The 15,262-nt window shown below is 73.8% G+C and carries 14 protein-coding genes; 9 read left to right on the top strand and 5 right to left on the bottom strand.

Annotation, left to right across the window (positions count from 1 at the left end):
• The first annotated feature begins 35 nt into the window (after positions 1 to 35).
• Entirely contained in the window at positions 36 to 1,154 is a 1,119-nt protein-coding gene (locus ACFY9S_RS34765; RefSeq protein ID WP_391136699.1) for an alpha/beta hydrolase-fold protein, read from the top strand.
• Positions 1,155 to 1,288: 134 nt separating this feature from the next.
• Positions 1,289 to 2,530, top strand: a complete 1,242-nt coding sequence (locus ACFY9S_RS34760) for a hypothetical protein (protein ID WP_391136696.1) — start codon at positions 1,289 to 1,291, stop codon at positions 2,528 to 2,530.
• Between the two features lie 61 nt (positions 2,531 to 2,591).
• On the opposite strand, the gene ACFY9S_RS34755 is transcribed toward ACFY9S_RS34760, so the two are convergent.
• A complete protein-coding gene (locus ACFY9S_RS34755; RefSeq protein ID WP_391136956.1) occupies positions 2,592 to 3,866 on the bottom strand; it encodes a PH domain-containing protein in 1,275 nt (424 codons plus the stop codon).
• A 137-nt stretch (positions 3,867 to 4,003) separates the two neighbouring features.
• Entirely contained in the window at positions 4,004 to 4,534 is a 531-nt protein-coding gene (locus tag ACFY9S_RS34750; RefSeq protein ID WP_102910134.1) for a PH domain-containing protein, read from the bottom strand.
• Positions 4,535 to 4,565: 31 nt separating this feature from the next.
• Between ACFY9S_RS34750 and ACFY9S_RS34745 the strand changes: the two genes are divergently transcribed.
• Positions 4,566 to 5,717 (top strand): NADH-quinone oxidoreductase subunit D, encoded by a 1,152-nt coding sequence (locus ACFY9S_RS34745; RefSeq protein WP_391136693.1) that lies wholly within the window; start codon positions 4,566 to 4,568, stop codon positions 5,715 to 5,717.
• A 3-nt stretch (positions 5,718 to 5,720) separates the two neighbouring features.
• Here the strand turns inward: ACFY9S_RS34745 and ACFY9S_RS34740 are convergent, their stop codons facing one another.
• Positions 5,721 to 6,722: an SAM-dependent methyltransferase gene (locus ACFY9S_RS34740; RefSeq protein WP_391136690.1), complete on the bottom strand. Its 1,002-nt coding sequence runs from the start codon at positions 6,720 to 6,722 to the stop codon at positions 5,721 to 5,723.
• 118 nt (positions 6,723 to 6,840) lie between these two features.
• Here ACFY9S_RS34740 and ACFY9S_RS34735 point away from each other — a divergent pair, with 118 nt between their 5' ends.
• Both ACFY9S_RS34735 and ACFY9S_RS34730 read left to right on the top strand, forming a co-directional pair.
• Positions 6,841 to 8,034, top strand: coding sequence for a histidine kinase (locus tag ACFY9S_RS34735; RefSeq protein ID WP_391136687.1), 1,194 nt, complete (start codon positions 6,841 to 6,843; stop codon positions 8,032 to 8,034).
• Between the two features lie 55 nt (positions 8,035 to 8,089).
• Positions 8,090 to 8,758: a response regulator gene (locus ACFY9S_RS34730; protein ID WP_391136684.1), complete on the top strand. Its 669-nt coding sequence runs from the start codon at positions 8,090 to 8,092 to the stop codon at positions 8,756 to 8,758.
• A 23-nt stretch (positions 8,759 to 8,781) separates the two neighbouring features.
• Here the strand turns inward: ACFY9S_RS34730 and ACFY9S_RS34725 are convergent, their stop codons facing one another.
• The gene (locus tag ACFY9S_RS34725; RefSeq protein WP_391136681.1) at positions 8,782 to 9,888 is read right to left on the bottom strand and encodes a DUF5937 family protein; all 1,107 of its coding nucleotides are present in this window, start codon (positions 9,886 to 9,888) and stop codon (positions 8,782 to 8,784) included.
• Positions 9,889 to 10,046: 158 nt separating this feature from the next.
• On the opposite strand from ACFY9S_RS34725, the gene ACFY9S_RS34720 reads away from it, so the two are divergent.
• Positions 10,047 to 10,250 carry a hypothetical protein gene (locus tag ACFY9S_RS34720; RefSeq protein WP_391136678.1) on the top strand — a complete coding sequence of 68 codons (204 nt, stop codon included), beginning with the start codon at positions 10,047 to 10,049 and terminating at the stop codon, positions 10,248 to 10,250.
• On the opposite strand, the gene ACFY9S_RS34715 is transcribed toward ACFY9S_RS34720, so the two are convergent.
• Positions 10,243 to 11,424 (bottom strand): beta-eliminating lyase-related protein, encoded by a 1,182-nt coding sequence (locus ACFY9S_RS34715; protein ID WP_391136675.1) that lies wholly within the window; start codon positions 11,422 to 11,424, stop codon positions 10,243 to 10,245. The two genes, ACFY9S_RS34720 and ACFY9S_RS34715, sit on opposite strands and share 8 nt — an antisense overlap.
• Before the next feature lie 181 nt (positions 11,425 to 11,605).
• Between ACFY9S_RS34715 and ACFY9S_RS34710 the strand changes: the two genes are divergently transcribed.
• The 3 genes from ACFY9S_RS34710 to ACFY9S_RS34700 are packed head-to-tail and all read left to right on the top strand — an operon-like array spanning position 11,606 to position 15,260.
• Positions 11,606 to 12,553 (top strand): DUF2520 domain-containing protein, encoded by a 948-nt coding sequence (locus ACFY9S_RS34710; protein ID WP_391136672.1) that lies wholly within the window; start codon positions 11,606 to 11,608, stop codon positions 12,551 to 12,553.
• The gene (gene panC / locus ACFY9S_RS34705; protein ID WP_391136669.1) at positions 12,550 to 13,551 is read left to right on the top strand and encodes a pantoate--beta-alanine ligase; all 1,002 of its coding nucleotides are present in this window, start codon (positions 12,550 to 12,552) and stop codon (positions 13,549 to 13,551) included. Before ACFY9S_RS34710 ends, panC begins: the two co-directional genes overlap by 4 nt.
• Positions 13,548 to 15,260: an L-aspartate oxidase gene (locus ACFY9S_RS34700; protein WP_102910124.1), complete on the top strand. Its 1,713-nt coding sequence runs from the start codon at positions 13,548 to 13,550 to the stop codon at positions 15,258 to 15,260. The genes panC and ACFY9S_RS34700 overlap by 4 nt, the downstream gene beginning before the upstream one ends.
• The last annotated feature ends 2 nt before the right edge of the window (positions 15,261 to 15,262 follow it).

The following is a 15,262-nucleotide window of genomic DNA, read 5'->3' as shown; positions in this document are numbered from 1 at the left end:
GGCCCGGACAGAGAGTGCGGACAGGTAACCAACCCATGGGTCTGACGAGCAACAAGGTGCTGGTGCTGGCGGTGCTGTCGGCCGTGCTGCTGTTCGCCGGCACGGTCTGGCTGTGGCCACGGCTGGCCCGGCGCAGTCGGCGTGCGGTGGCCGGGCGTATCGGCCTGCTGTTGGGCACCCAGCTCGCGCTGTTCGCCGCGGTGGGCCTCGCCGCCAACCAGGCCTTCGGCTTCTACGCGAGCTGGGCGGACCTGTTCGGGCAGGAGAAGGACCAGGGCGTGGTCGTCGACCACACCCCGGGCGGCGGTCCGCTGGAGGTGGTCGGCTCGCGCCGGGTGCCGGGGGCGGGCACCGCGCTGCCCCGGGCCGGCGGCCGGGTCCAGCAGGTCGACATCGTGGGCCGTACGACGCGGATCGCCACGCCCGCGTACGTCTATCTGCCGCCGGAGTACTTCCAGCCGCGGTACCGCACCCACGAGTTCCCGGCGGCCGTCGTGCTGACCGGCTATCCGGGTACGGCGTCGGCGCTGGTAGAGAAGCTGCACTATCCGCGAACCGCTCTGGAACTGGCCCGGGCGGGCCGGGCGGAGCCGATGATCCTCGTGATGCTGCGGCCCACCGTGGCGCCGCCCCGGGACACGGAGTGCGTCGACATCCCGGGTGGTCCGCAGACCGAGTCGTTCTTCGCGAAGGACCTCCCCGACGCGTTGCGCTCGCACTACAGGGTGGCCCGAAAGGCGAGTGGTCTGGGCATCATCGGCAACTCCACGGGCGGCTACTGCGCGTTGAAGATGGCTCTGCACCATCCCGGTGTGTACGCCGCCGGGGCGGGCTTGTCGGCGTACTACAAGGCGCCGGTCGACGCCACGACAGGCGATCTCTTCCAGGGCGACAAGGCGCTGCGCAATCGCGCCGACCTGTGGTGGTACCTCGCGCACATGCCCGCTCCCGACACGTCCCTGCTGGTCAGCAGCAGCAAGCGGGGCGAGACCAACTACCGGGACACGCTGAGGTTCATAGAGCGGGTGAAGGACACCGGGCGGACGGGGATCTCGTCGATCGTGCTGGAAAGCGGCGGGCACAACTTCAACACATGGCGGCGAGAGATTCCGGCGGCGTTGGAGTGGATGAGCGGGCGGCTGACCCCGCGTTGAAATGATCTTGGGAATTGGGCGAGCGGCCGATTCCGGTTCTCCCCGAGTTCTGATGCCGTGTGAACGTTTCGGTGTGGTTTTGTTTTTGCGGGGTGGGTCACCATGATTCGCCTACGCGCGGTAAGTTTCTGGCCATGCCACGTGGACGTCACCGCCATTCCCCGCCCCTGCACAGGATGCTCCCCCCGTCGGCGATCGCAGGCGTCTCCCTCGTCTGCGCGTTGGGGCCCTGGCTGTTCACGGAGCCGATGGCGCTCCGCGCTCTGGCCGCGGCCGCCGCGGTGACGGCGGTCATCGGCGCGGTCGTGCTGCGCCGTTGGGACACCCAGGCGGGCAAGCGCGTCGCCGATCTCACGCGCGCGCGTGCGAGCGACGAGTGGCGCTTCGAGGAGCGGGTCGCCGAACTGGAGGCCGACCTGGAGGAGTCGCGCGAGCTGCGCGCGAAGCTGGAGCAGCGGCTGCGCGCCAAGCGCACGGAACTGGCCGGTCTGCGCAACGAGCACGCCGCGCTGCTGCGCCGGTACGCCACGGCGGAGGCCGAACGCGCGAGCGTCCTCGAAGACCGCCGGATGCTCGAGATAGAGGCGACGGCTCCGGTACGGGCCGCGCTGCCGGCGGGGGCGTCGGACACGGCGGACAGGGTGGACACCGCGCCGGCTGCGGACGAGGCGCCCGCAGCCGGCGCCGTGGAGGAGGAGGCCGCGGTTCCCGCCGTGTTCTCGCCCGAGGGTTCCCGGCTGTTCCTGCGGGCCGCGGCCGCACTCGCCCGGTTCGACGGCGAGACGGTGCCGGTCCCGGACCCGGACGGCGGCGGCGACGGCGACGGCGACGGCGTACCGAAGGGCGAGGACGCTGAGCCCGCGCAGGAGCAGGAGCCCGAGCCCGAGCAGCCGGAGCAAGAGCGGGCGGAGCAGCGGGAGCAGGCGCCGAAGGACGAGGCACCGGCGCAGTCCGACGCGGATGACGGGCACGAGCGCACGACCGCTGAGACCGCCGTGCCGGACGACGGGACCGGCCGGCTCCCGGAGCCCGCGCGGGCCGAGCAGCCCGCGGGCCGGCGCTCCGGGCACTACGCCGTGCCGACCGCCGTGGCCGTCCCGCCGCAGTCGCCGGTGCGCCGTCCGCAGGCCGGGGGCGGGTTCGACTTCTTCGGCACCAAGGCGGGCACCTCGCGGGCGGCCCTGGAGGCCGTGCAGAACGAGGACCTCGCCGATGTCGTCGGCCAGGAGGCGCTCGCTCTGCACAAGGCCGAGACCGAGGCCCGCTACAAGCCGGCCGACGAGGAGTCGCGCGGTATCGGCCAGGTCATCGACCTGACGGCGCACGACGAGACGGAGCAGATCGACGTGCAGGGGCTGCGCAGCGCGGTGTCCTGACGCTCGTTCCGACGAACAGGGCCCCTCGGCTACGGCCGAGGGGCCCTCGGCGTTGGGGCGGTCAGGCCATCCAGCGGTCCGGCCGCGCGTCCCGGCGCCCCGTGCGGGACCGCTCCGCCTGCGCCGCCAGCAGTTCGCGTGCCTCGGCCGCGTCCCGCAGCCGGGCTCGTACGGTCTTGTTCGCGCCCGTGTCCACACACACGTCGGCGAGGCCCCGGGCCCGCTCCCACGGCCCTTGAGTCAACCGCACGCTCTGCACCTTGGCGTGCGGCACCAGCGCCAGGCTCCGCCGCAGCAGCCCGGACCGGGACGCGAACACCGCGTCCGTGACGGCGAGTCCGTATCCGCGCCACCACAACGGCACGCACCAGCGGGCACTGCGCGGCGCCGGTGACAGGGACGCCGGTCCCGGCACGCTCACCCCCGGCAGCACGCGCGCGACGACGTCCTCGGCGATCTCGCGCGGAGCGACCGGCACCAGCACGGAGTTGGACGAGCCCGCCACGTCCAGTTCCACGCGGACCCAGCCGCGCCGCCGCCACAGCAGCGGTTCGACGATCCGCACGGTCTGGACCCGCCCCGGCGGCACCGTCTCGTGGGACCGGTCCAGCAGCCCGTGGTCGATGCGCAGCCCGTCGGGCGACTCGGCCAGCGTCCAGTCGTACTCGGCGACGAACCGCCCGACGCTGCTCGCGCCCGCCGCGCCCAGCAGCGGCAGGGCGACCGCGAGGACCGTCCACAGGCTGTGGGTGACGAGCCACAGCACCGGCGGGACGACGAGCGCCGCGGCCAGCGACGCCCAGGTCGCGCCCGTCAGCACCAGCGACAGGGCGAGAACGCCGGGCGGCACCCGCAGCAGTTGCCGGGAGGGGGCCTCACCGACCTCGTGGGCGGTCGCGGGTGCGAAACCGGCCGCCCGGGCGAGCAGTTCGGCCCGCAGCGTCCGCGCCTCGTCGGCGCCGAGGAAGGCCAGTTCGTCCTTCTTGTCGGTGCCTATGACGTCGAGTTTCAGCTTGGCGACGCCCGCGACCCGGGCCAGCAGCGGCTGGGTGACGTCGACCGCCTGGATCCGCTCCAGCCGGATGTGCGCCGCGCGCCGGAAGACGAGCCCGGTACGGATGCGCAGTTCGCTCTCGGTCACCGCGAAGTGCGTGAACCACCAGGAGCAGAAGCCGTAGAGGGCGGCGGCCGGGACGAGCACGGCGAGGCCGATCAGCAGCGTGGTCGTCGTCAGCCGGGTCAGATGGCGCTGCGCCCCGTCGGGGTCGTGCACGGCCCAGCCGATGAGCACGGCGACCGGCGCCCAGGCGCGGCGCAGCGGGGTGACGGGGTGCAGCCGCCGCTCGGTGACCTCGGCGGTGGTCTCGGTGGTCTCGGCGGTGGTCTCGGTGACCTCGGCGGTGGTCTCGGTGGTCTCGGCGGTCTCGGTGGTCTCGGCGGCGGCCTTCGAGGCCTCGGCGCCCCCCGGCGCCGTCACAGCCCCGCCGACCGGGCTTCGCCCAGCTCGGTGAGCCGGTCGCGCAGCCGCTCCGCCTCGGCCGGGTCCAGGCCGGGGATGGTCGCGTCGGTCCACGCGGCGGCCGTGTGCAGCTGCACGCTGGCCAGCCCGAAGTGCCGCTCGACGGGCCCGGAGGTCACCTCGACCAGCTGCATCCGCCCGTACGGCACGACCGTCTCCTCGCGCCACAGCACACCGCGGCTGATCAGCAGGTCGTCTGCGCGCTCGGTGTACCGCCAGGAACGCCAGTTGCGCTCCAGCATCACCCAGCCCCAGACCAGCAGCGCCAGCGGCGGCAGCGCGAAGGCGGCCCAGGCGGGCCCGGCCAGCAGCCCCGGCACCAGCCCGGCGGCCAGGGTGATCAGCCCGAGCCACACCACCAGCAGCAGCCGGCGCATCTTCAGCAGGCCGGGCGGCAGCGCGATCCACACCGGCTCGCCCCCGGCGGCCTCGATCGTGCTCTGCGACGCGTCCGGTCCCGTGTCCTGCGGACTCCCCGTATCCATGGGGCCAGCGTACGTAGGAGAGACTGTGTCCATGACTCCTACGACGGAGACCATGGTCGGAATCGGCGGCGCCGCGGAGAGCACCGACATGGTGCTCAACATCGGGCCGCAACACCCCTCCACCCATGGTGTGCTGCGGCTGAAGCTCGTCCTGGACGGCGAGCGCATCAGGCACGCGGAGCCGGTGATCGGCTACATGCACCGCGGCGCGGAGAAGCTGTTCGAGGCGCGCGACTACCGCCAGATCATCATGCTCGCCAACCGCCACGACTGGCTGTCGGCGTTCTCCAACGAGCTGGGCGTGGTCCTGGCCGTGGAGCGGATGCTCGGCATGGAGGTCCCCGAGCGCGCGGTGTGGCTGCGCACGCTGCTCGCCGAGCTGAACCGGGTGCTCAACCACCTGATGTTCCTCGGCTCGTACCCGCTGGAACTGGGCGGGATCACCCCGATCTTCTACGCCTTCCGGGAGCGCGAGGAGCTCCAGCACGTCATGGAGGAGATCTCCGGCGGGCGGATGCACTACATGTTCAACCGCGTGGGCGGCCTCAAGGAGGACCTGCCGGCCGGGTGGACCACGCGCGCGCGGACCGCCGTCGCCGACGTGCGTTCCCGCATGGACCGCTTCGACGACCTGGTGCTCGGCAACGAGATCTTCCGCGGCCGCACCAGGAACGTCGGTGTCCTCACCCCGGAGGCCGTGCACGCGTACGGGGTCAGCGGGCCGATCGGCCGCGGCTCCGGCGTCGACTTCGACCTGCGCCGGGACGAGCCCTACCTCGCCTACGGCGACCTCCAGGACACGCTGAAGGTGGTCACCCGGCAGGAGGGCGACTGCCTGGCCCGCTTCGAGTGCCTCCTGGAGCAGACGCACAACGCGCTGGACCTGGCCGACGCCTGCCTCGACCGGCTCGCCGAGCTGCCGCCCGGGCCGGTCAACCAGCGGCTCCCCAAGGTTCTGAAGGCCCCCGAGGGCCACACGTACGCGTGGACCGAGAACCCCCTCGGCATCAACGGCTACTACCTCGTCAGCAAGGGCGAGAAGACCCCGTACCGGCTGAAGCTGCGTTCGGCGTCGTACAACAACATCCAGGTGCTGACGGAGCTGCTGCCGGGGACGCTGGTCGCGGACATGGTGGCGATCCTGGGGTCGATGTTCTTCGTGGTCGGGGACATCGACAAGTAGGGCTCATCCCTGGAGCGGGTCCGGGATCCCGAGCGGCTGGACCAGCCAGCCGAAGCCGCCCAGCCCGGCCGCCGCGGTGAGCTCGGCGGCCTCTCCGGCGCTCGCGAGGGCGCGTACGTATGCGGCGGGGTCGGTGGAGGCCAGCGTGAGCGGGGGGCGCGCGCCGGTCACGCCCAGGGTGCGCAGCGCCTCGCGCTGGGGGAGCACGCGTCCTCCGGGCAGCGCGCACGCGTCCAGGGCGACGTGCGCGGTGATGTCGCAGGAGCCGTCCGGCACCGGTGTGGTCTCGCGGCCGTCGCGGAAGCCGGTCAGCGTCCCGTAAGGGGGCCGGGTGTCCGCCGTGTGCGCGTAGTCCACGGCCACGGAGAGCCCCCGCCCGAGCGTCGCGACCGCCGCGGCCCACGCCTCGTCCCGGGGGAGGCCGATCTCGGCCCGCACCCCCTCCTCGCCGGGCAGCGGCCACCACCGCTGAAGCCACCGCGCCTGCGCCCCGTCCACCGGATCGCCGAGCCGCTCGCTCCCGTCCTCCCGGACCAGCACCAGCCGCGCGACGCCCGCGGCGTCCACCTCAGCGACCTCCAGGGGCACGTTGTCCAGCCATTCGTTGGCGAACAGCAGCCCGGTCGTCCCCTGCGGGGGCTCGGCCAGCCACTCGATCCGGTGATCGAGGCCGGCCGGCCGTTCGGCGATGTCGACGGCGTACGCGCGCGTGCGGGCCGCCACGTCGGCGGGCAGCGCGGCGAGCACCCCGCCCGTCAGCTCGCCCCGCCCGGCCGCCATGTCGACGAAGTCCAGGGCCGCCGGGCGTCCGAGCGCCTCGTCGACCCGGCACAGCAGCCGCGCCACGGCCCCGGCGAAGAGCGGCGACGCGTGCACGGACGTCCGGAAATGCCCGGCCGGTCCCTCCGCGCGCCGGTAGAAGCCCCCCGGCGCGTACAGGGCGTCCTGCGCCGCCGCACGCCACCCGCGCCACTCCGGCCACTCTTGCCTCGTCCCTGCCGTCACCGGGCCAGGCTATGCGGACACAACGAACGCAACTCCACCTTGCGGAGTACACGCGCCCGGTGCGGATCGGTCCTCCGGTTGACCCCTGCACCTATCCCCCTTCCCTACGCTGGGTTACGTGCAGCGCCTCTATGACTTCCTCCGCAGGCACCCGATGTGGGTCGACGGCTTCTGGGCCGTGGTCCTCCTCGGGATCTCGACGCTGGGCGGGGCGGCGGGAGAGCGGATCGGCCCGTGGGCCGCCGTCATCCCGGTCACGCTGCTGCTGAGCCTCGTGGTCGCGCTGCGCCGCCGGATGCCGGAGAAGATGCTGGTGCTGGCGGCCGCGGTCGGTGTGGCGCAGCTGATCACCGACGTCGCGATCCTGCCCGCGGACTTCGCCATGCTGGTGATCGTCTACACGGTCGCGGCGGAAGGTGCCCGCTGGGCCTCCCGCTTCGCGCTGGTCGCCGGCCTGTGTGCCGCCCCCCTGGCACAGCTGCGCTGGTCGAGCGAACAGACCGGTGTGGCGGGTGACATCGCCCTGGCGGTCCTGCAGACCGTCCCCTTCGCCCTCGCCTGGGTGCTCGGCGACTCCATCCGCACCCGGCGCGCCTACTTCGCGCAGCTGGAGGAGCGGGCCGCCCGCCTGGAGAAGGAGCGCGAGGCGCAGTCCAAGGTCGCCGTCGCCGCCGAACGGGCCCGGATCGCACGCGAACTGCACGATGTCGTCGCGCACAACGTCTCGGTGATGGTGGTCCAGGCCGACGGCGCCGCCTACGTCCTCGACGCGGCGCCCGACCAGGCGAAGAAGGCCCTGGAGACCATCTCCTCCACCGGCCGCCAGGCCCTCGCCGAGATGCGCCGCCTGCTCGGCGTGCTGCGCACCGGCGAACACCAGGAGGCCGGCGAGTACGTCCCGCAGCCCGACGTGCAGCAGATCGAGGACCTCGTCGAGCAGTGCCGCGGCTCCGGACTGCCCGTCGACTTCAAGGTCGAGGGCACGCCCCGCCCGCTGCCCAGCGGCGTCGAGCTCACCGCCTACCGCATCGTGCAGGAGGCGCTCACCAACACCCGCAAGCACGGCGGACCCAACGTGGGCGCGAGCGTCCGCCTGGTCTACTTCGACGACGGCCTCGGCCTGCTCGTCGAGGACGACGGCAAGGGCGCCCCGCACGAGCTGTACGAGGAGGGCGGGTTCGACGGCCAGGGCCACGGTCTGATCGGCATGCGCGAGCGGGTCGGTATGGTCGGCGGCACCCTGGACGCGGGTCCGCGCCCGGGCGGAGGATTCCGCATCAGTGCCCTGCTGCCGCTCAAACCCGCGCACTGATCCCGGCACACGCCCCTCACTGACACCTGTAACGATCCCGACAGAAAGAGGCCCGATGACGATCCGCGTGATGCTCGTCGACGACCAGGTGCTGCTGCGCACCGGGTTCCGGATGGTGCTCGCCGCCCAGCCGGACATGGAGGTCGTGGCGGAGGCGGGCGACGGCGTCGAGGCCCTCCAGGAGCTGCGGACGGCCGAGGTCGACGTGGTGCTGATGGACGTCCGCATGCCGAAGCTCGACGGGGTGGAGACGACCCGCCGGATCTGCGCGGACACCGACCCGCCGAAGGTGCTCATCCTGACCACCTTCGACCTCGACGAGTACGCCTTCTCCGGGCTGAAGGCGGGCGCCTCCGGCTTCATGCTCAAGGACGTGCCGCCGGCTGAGCTGCTGACCGCGATCAGGGCCGTGCACAGCGGTGACGCGGTCGTGGCGCCCTCCACCACCCGGCGCCTCCTGGACCGCTTCGCCCCGATGCTGCCCGGCACCAAGCAGCCCCAGCACAAGGAGCTGGAGCGCCTCACCGAGCGGGAGCGCGAGGTCATGATGCTGGTCGCGCAGGGGCTCTCCAACGGCGAGATCGCGGCGCGGCTGGTGCTGTCGGAGGCGACGGTGAAGACGCACGTGGGCCGCATCCTGACCAAGCTCGGGCTCCGGGACCGGGTGCAGGTCGTGGTCCTGGCCTACGAGACGGGGCTGGTGCGAGCCGGCGGGCACGGCTGACCCGCGGGCCGGCTGCCCGCCGGCTACCTGAGGATCCCTTCCAGGAACTCGCTGCCGAGCCGGGCCACCACCGTCACGTCCAGCTGGTGCAGGACATAGCGGCCGCGGCGGCGGGTGGTGATCAGCCCCGCCTTCTTCAGCACGGCCAGATGCCGGGATATCTCCGGGGCCGTCATGCCGTGCACCTGCGCCAGCTCGCTGGTGGTGTGCGCGCTGCGGGCCAGATGGCGGCACATGCGCATCCGGACCGGATGGGACAGCGCGGTCATCCGCATGGCCAGCTGTTCGAGCGTCTGCGGTGCGGCCGGCTCCGGGGAGCCGACCGGGTAGTGCAGCACCGGCTGCCAGCCGTACCGGTGCAGGACCATCAGGTGCGGCCAGCCGAGGCTGGTGGGGACCAGCAGCAGGCCGCCGTCGCCCGTGGCCGTGCGGCCGTCGCCCAGTTTGTCGACCGAGATCCGGGCGGAGGTCTCGTCGAGCGTGATCGCCGGGGACACCGCGGCCAGCGCCTCGGCCAGGCCCTTGCGCCGCAGCAGGTCCGTCTTGTGCCGGGCGTCCGCCGCGAGCTGGTGGCGCAGCCGGGACCAGGCCTCCGCGAAGAACGCCTCGTCGCAGTCCCGGAGGAACTGCCGCAGCCAGGCCCGGATCCTGGGCGGGTCGGCCAGCAGCCGCTCGCCGAAGCGCAGTTGCAGCGGTCCGCGCGCCGCGGCCAGGTCCAGCGCGCGGCGGCGCGTCTCCTCGTCGGACAGCGCCGTCGGCCCGCACGCGTCGTAGCCGACGGCACAGGTGAACTCCAGTGCCGCGTCCACGAACTGCTCGTCGGACAGCTTGTCGAGCTGGTCCAGCTCCTCGGCGAGGGTGGCGCCCGGCAGAGTGTGCCGGTCGGGCAGGCCGGCCCAGGGCAGGAACAGGTCCGAGAACGTCGTCCGCCACAGGAAGTCCGCCTCGCACATGCGGTCGGCCAGATGCGGGTCGAGCCGGGCCGTCACGCCCGTCACCCAGCCCTGCAGGCCCGGGTGGTGCGCCGGTTCGGACAGCGCGTGCAGCGCCATGCCCAGCTCGGCCAGGGGCGAGGGCACGACGGCCACCTCCTCCGGCCGCAGCCCCCTGATGTCGATGTGCACGCTCATGCCCTCATGGTGCACCCGGCCACTGACAACGCCCCGCCGATTGACGGGCCTCGTCAATCGACGCGACGCCGGGTGCGGCGCGGACGCACGGTGGGAGCACCGGGGCGGCCGCGGAGCCCTCGGACCTCCATCACCCCGTCCCGCAGAGGCGATTGACCATGAGCATCACGCAGCAGCACCTCCTCGACGCCTACCGCGCCCGCTCCCTCGGTGAGCCCGTCCCGCCCGCGCCGGGCACGCACGACCGGCGGGTCGCACCGCAGCGGCGCGGCGAACGGCGGTTCCACGCGGTCCTCGCGGGCCGCCCGGTCCGCCACCGGTTCGGGGCCGCCCTGGACCGGTGGCGGCGGCGCCCTACCTGACCTGTTCCGGCAGCCGGGCCACGAACTCCGCCACCGCCGCCTTCACGTCCTCGGCGGTCCACTCCAGCCCGGCGGCCCGCACATGCACCTCCGTCAGCGCCAGGCCGGGCCCGCCCCGGTCCCAGGCGCTGCCGAACAGCACGACCCCCGTCTCCTCGGCCGTCCGCACCGCCGCCTCCCCGAGGACCTCCGGCTCGTACGGCAGCCACACCTGGAAGTCGTGGGTGTGCGGCACCTCCGGGTGCACGCGCGCCCACGGCATCCCGGCCGCCGCGAAACCCTCGCGCAGGGCGGCGGCCACCACGCGCGCGTGGACCACGTACTCCGGCAGCCGGGGCAGTTGCCGCTCCAGCCCGACCAGCGCCGACAGAGCCGTGGGGAACTGCTGGAAGACCATCCCGCCGTACCGGTGCCGCCAGGCCCTCGCCTCCTCGACGAGCTCCCTGGGCCCCGCGAGCGCCGCGCCGCCGAACGCCTCCAGGGACTTGTAGAACGACACGTAGACGCTGTCGGCCAGGCCCGCGATCTCCTCCAGGGGCCGCCCGAAGTGGACGGTGGACTCCCAGAGGCGGGCCCCGTCGAAGTGCACCACCGCGTCCCGGTCCCGCGCGGCCTGAACGACCTCGGTGAGCTCCTCCCAGCCGGGCAGCACGAAACCGGCGTCCCTGAGGGGCAGTTCCAGCATCAGCGCCCCGAAGGGCTCCTCGAAGTCGCGTACCTCGGCGGCGGTCGGAAGCCGCGGCTCGCTCGTCAGCCGCAGCGGACGCAAGCCCCCGACCTCGCTGAACGCGTTCCGCTCGTGCACCTCGGGATGGCTGAGCGCGTGCAGGGCGACGGCCGGGTTCCCGGTGCGCCCCGCCCAGCAGCGCAGGGCCACCTGCTGGGCCATCGTGCCCGTCGGGAAGAACGCGGCGGCCTCGGTGCCGAGCAGCCCGGCGACCTTCGTCTCCAGCGCCTCGACGACACCGTCGCCGTACAGGTCGGACAACTGGTCCAGGTCGTGGACGCCCTCCGCCTGCTCCAGCACCGCCAGGCGCTCCCGGAGGGTCTGGTGGAAGCCGAAGCGCGCGAACACGCGCCGGGCCGTGCGATGGGCGGCCAGCCGCCGCTCACGCAGCCGCGGCCCCCGGTCCTCGTCCGTCACCTGATCGTCGCGTTCCGCCGTATCGGTCATGCCCCGGATCCTCCCCCGCGCGCGGGGAGCCCGGCATCCGCATTTCCTTTCGCCGTCCCGGGGATGCCGCACGGGCATGCACAGCCTGTGGACGACCGAACGCCCCTCGAACCGATCGCGTTAACATGACGAGAAATCGTCCGGTACCCGGAGCGGACTGGAACGGGAAGGCCGCCGTCGAGTGAACACAACCCCACAGCCAGATCCCAAGGACCGCCCCGCGCGGCTCACCGTCGGCGTCGTCGGCGCCGGCCGCGTGGGTCCAGCGCTGGCGGCGGCCCTGCAACTCGCCGGGCACCGCCCGGTCGCCGTCTCCGCCGTCTCGGACGCGTCCCGGCGCCGCGCCGGGCAACTGCTGCCCGACGTGCCGGTGATGCCGCCCGCCGAGGTCCTCCAGCGGGCCGACCTGGTGCTGCTGACCGTTCCCGACGACGCCCTGCCCGGCCTGGTGACCGGCCTCGCGGACACCGGGTCCGTACGGCCGGGGCAGCTCCTCGTCCACACCTCCGGGCGCTACGGCGCGAGGGTCCTCGACCCCGCCCTGCGCGCGGGCGCCCTGCCGCTCGCCCTGCACCCCGCCATGACCTTCACGGGCACGCCCGTGGACGTCCAGCGCCTGGCCGGCTGCTCCTTCGGCGTCACCGCGCCCGAGGAGCTGCGCCTGGCCGCCGAGGCCCTGGTCATCGAGATGGGCGGCGAGCCGGAGTGGATCGCCGAGGAGAACCGGCCGCTCTACCACGCGGCACTCGCCCTCGGGGCCAACCACCTGGTCACGCTGGTCGCCCAGTCCATGGAGCTGCTGAGCGCGGCCGGGGTCGCCGCCCCCGACCGGATGCTCGGCCCGCTGCTCGGCGCGGCCCTGGACAACGCCCTGCGCTCCGGCGACGCGGCCCTCACCGGCCCGGTCGCGCGCGGGGACGCGGGCACGGTCGCCGCACACGTCACCGAGCTGCGCCGGCACGCCCCGCAGACCGTTGCCGGCTACCTGGCGATGGCCCGCGCGACCGCCGACCGGGCCCTGGCCCACGGCCTGCTGAAGCCGGAGCTCGCCGAGGACCTCCTCGGGGTACTCGCCGACGGGACCGACCGCACCGACGGGACCGACAGCACCGGAGGGGACGCCCGATGACCACCACCCTGCTGCGCACCGCCGGGGAACTGCACGCGCACGCGCGTGCGGGCCGCCGTGCCGTGGTGATGACCATGGGCGCGCTGCACGAGGGCCACGCCACCCTGATCCGCACCGCGCGCGGCATCGCCGGGCCGGACGGCGAGGTCGTCGTCACCGTCTTCGTCAACCCGCTCCAGTTCGGCCAGGGCGAGGACCTCGACCGCTACCCGCGCACGCTGGACGCCGACATCGCGCTCGCCGGACAGTCGGGCGCGGACGTCGTGTTCGCACCCTCCGTGGACGAGGTCTACCCCGGCGGCGAGCCCGAGGTCCGCATCACCGCCGGCCCCATGGGCGAGCGCCTGGAGGGCTCCTCCCGGCCCGGCCACTTCGACGGCATGCTCACCGTCGTCGCCAAGCTGCTGCACCTCACCCGCCCCGACATCGCCCTGTACGGCCAGAAGGACGCCCAGCAGCTCGCGCTGATCCGCCGCATGGTGCGGGACCTGAACTTCGGCGTGGACATCGTCGGCGTGCCCACCGTCCGCGAGGAGGACGGCCTGGCCCTGTCCAGCCGCAACCGCTACCTGTCGGCCGCGGAGCGGCGTACCGCCCTCGCCCTGTCCGGGGCCCTGTTCGCGGGCCAGGACCGGCACGCCGCGCAGGAGGCGCTGCGTGCCCGGGCCCGCGAAGTGCCCGCCACGCGCGCGCGGGCCGAGGCGCTCAGCGCCATAGGGGAGTCCCGCGCGGCGGCCGACACGCACGCCGTGGCGACGGCCGTCCCGGGCGGCCCTGCGGCCGTCCGCGCGGCCGCCCGCCAGGTCCTCGACGAGGCCGCGCGCCTCGACCCGCCGCTCGCGCTGGACTACCTCGCCCTGGTCGACCCGTCCGACTTCACGGAGATCGGGGACGACTTCACGGGCGACGCGGTCCTCGCCGTCGCCGCCCGGGTCGGGGCGACCCGGCTGATCGACAATGTCCCCCTCACCTTCGGAAGCTTCGGAGCCGCCTCGTGACCACGACAGGCATACGACTGCACGCGCCCGCCCCCGGGTGGTCCATCGCCGCGGACGTGGTCGTCGTCGGCTCCGGCGTCGCCGGCCTGACGGCGGCCCTGCGCTGCGAGGCCGCCGGACTGCGGACGGTCGTCGTCACCAAGGCCCGTCTCGACGACGGCTCCACCCGCTGGGCCCAGGGCGGCATCGCCGCGGCCCTCGGCGAGGGCGACACTCCCGAGCAGCACCTCGACGACACCCTGGTCGCGGGCGCGGGCGTGTGCGACGAGGAAGCGGTCCGCCTCCTCGTCACCGAGGGCCCCGACGCCGTACGCCGCCTCATCGAGACCGGCGCCCGGTTCGACGCGTCCTCCGAGGGCGAGCTGGAACTGACCCGCGAGGGCGGCCACCACCGCCGCCGCATCGCCCACGCCGGCGGCGACGCCACCGGCGCCGAGATCTCCCGCGCCCTGGTCGACGCCGTCCGCGCGCGGGGCATGCGCACCGTCGAGAACGCGCTCGTGCTGGACCTCCTCACGGACGCCGAGGGGCGTACCGCCGGTGTGACCCTGCACGTCATGGGGGAGGGCCAGCACGACGGCGTGGGGGCCGTCCACGCCCCCGCGGTGGTCCTCGCGACCGGCGGCATGGGCCAGGTCTTCTCCGCCACCACCAACCCGTCGGTGTCGACGGGCGACGGCGTGGCGCTCGCGCTGCGGGCGGGGGCGGAGGTCAGTGACCTGGAGTTCGTCCAGTTCCACCCGACCGTGCTGTTCCTGGGCCCGGACGCGGAGGGGCAGCAGCCCCTGGTCTCCGAGGCCGTGCGCGGCGAGGGCGCCCACCTGATCGACGCCGGTGGCGTGCGATTCATGGCAGGACAGCACGAACTGGCCGAACTGGCCCCCCGCGACATCGTCGCCAAGGGCATCACGCGCCGCATGCAGGAGCAGGACGCCGAGCACATGTACCTCGACGCCCGGCACTTCGGCGCCGAGATGTGGGAGCACCGCTTCCCGACGATCCTCGCCGCCTGCCGCGCCCACGGCATCGACCCGGTCACCAGCCCCATCCCGGTCGCCCCGGCCGCCCACTACGCCTCCGGCGGCGTCCGCACCGACTCCCACGGCCGTACGACCGTCCCCGGCCTGTACGCGTGCGGCGAGGTCGCCTGCACCGGCGTGCACGGCGCCAACCGCCTGGCGTCCAACTCCCTGCTCGAAGGCCTCGTCTACGCCGAGCGGATCGCGGCCGACATCGCGGCGAACGGCCTGCACGCGCGTGTGCCCCAGCCGGTCCCGCACCCGGAGACCCCCGAGCACCCCCTGCAGACCCCCGAGGCCCGCTTCACGATCCAGCGGATCATGACGGCCGGGGCGGGCGTCCTGCGCTCGGCGGGCTCCCTCACCAAGGCCGCCGACCAGCTCCAGCGCCTGCACACCGACGCCCGGGAGGCCCTCGCCGAGAACGGCAAGACGGCCGAGGCCGGCGTCGACACCTGGGAGGCCACCAACCTCCTGTGCGTCGCCCGTGTCCTGGTCGCCGCCGCCCTGCTGCGCGAGGAGACGCGGGGCTGCCACTGGCGCGAGGACCGCCCCGAGCGCGACGACAGCGGCTGGCGCCGCCACATCGTCGTGACCCTGAACCCGGACCGCACGCTGGCCGTGCACACCACGGACACCACAGACTTCCCTCCGACGACCTTCCCGCCCCAGGCCCCCCAGGAGCAGTGACC

Source organism: Streptomyces sp. NPDC012474 (assembly GCF_042955185.1).
Classification (GTDB): Bacteria; Actinomycetota; Actinomycetes; order Streptomycetales; family Streptomycetaceae; genus Streptomyces; species Streptomyces cahuitamycinicus.
This window is presented reverse-complemented; position numbering and strand designations above follow the sequence as displayed.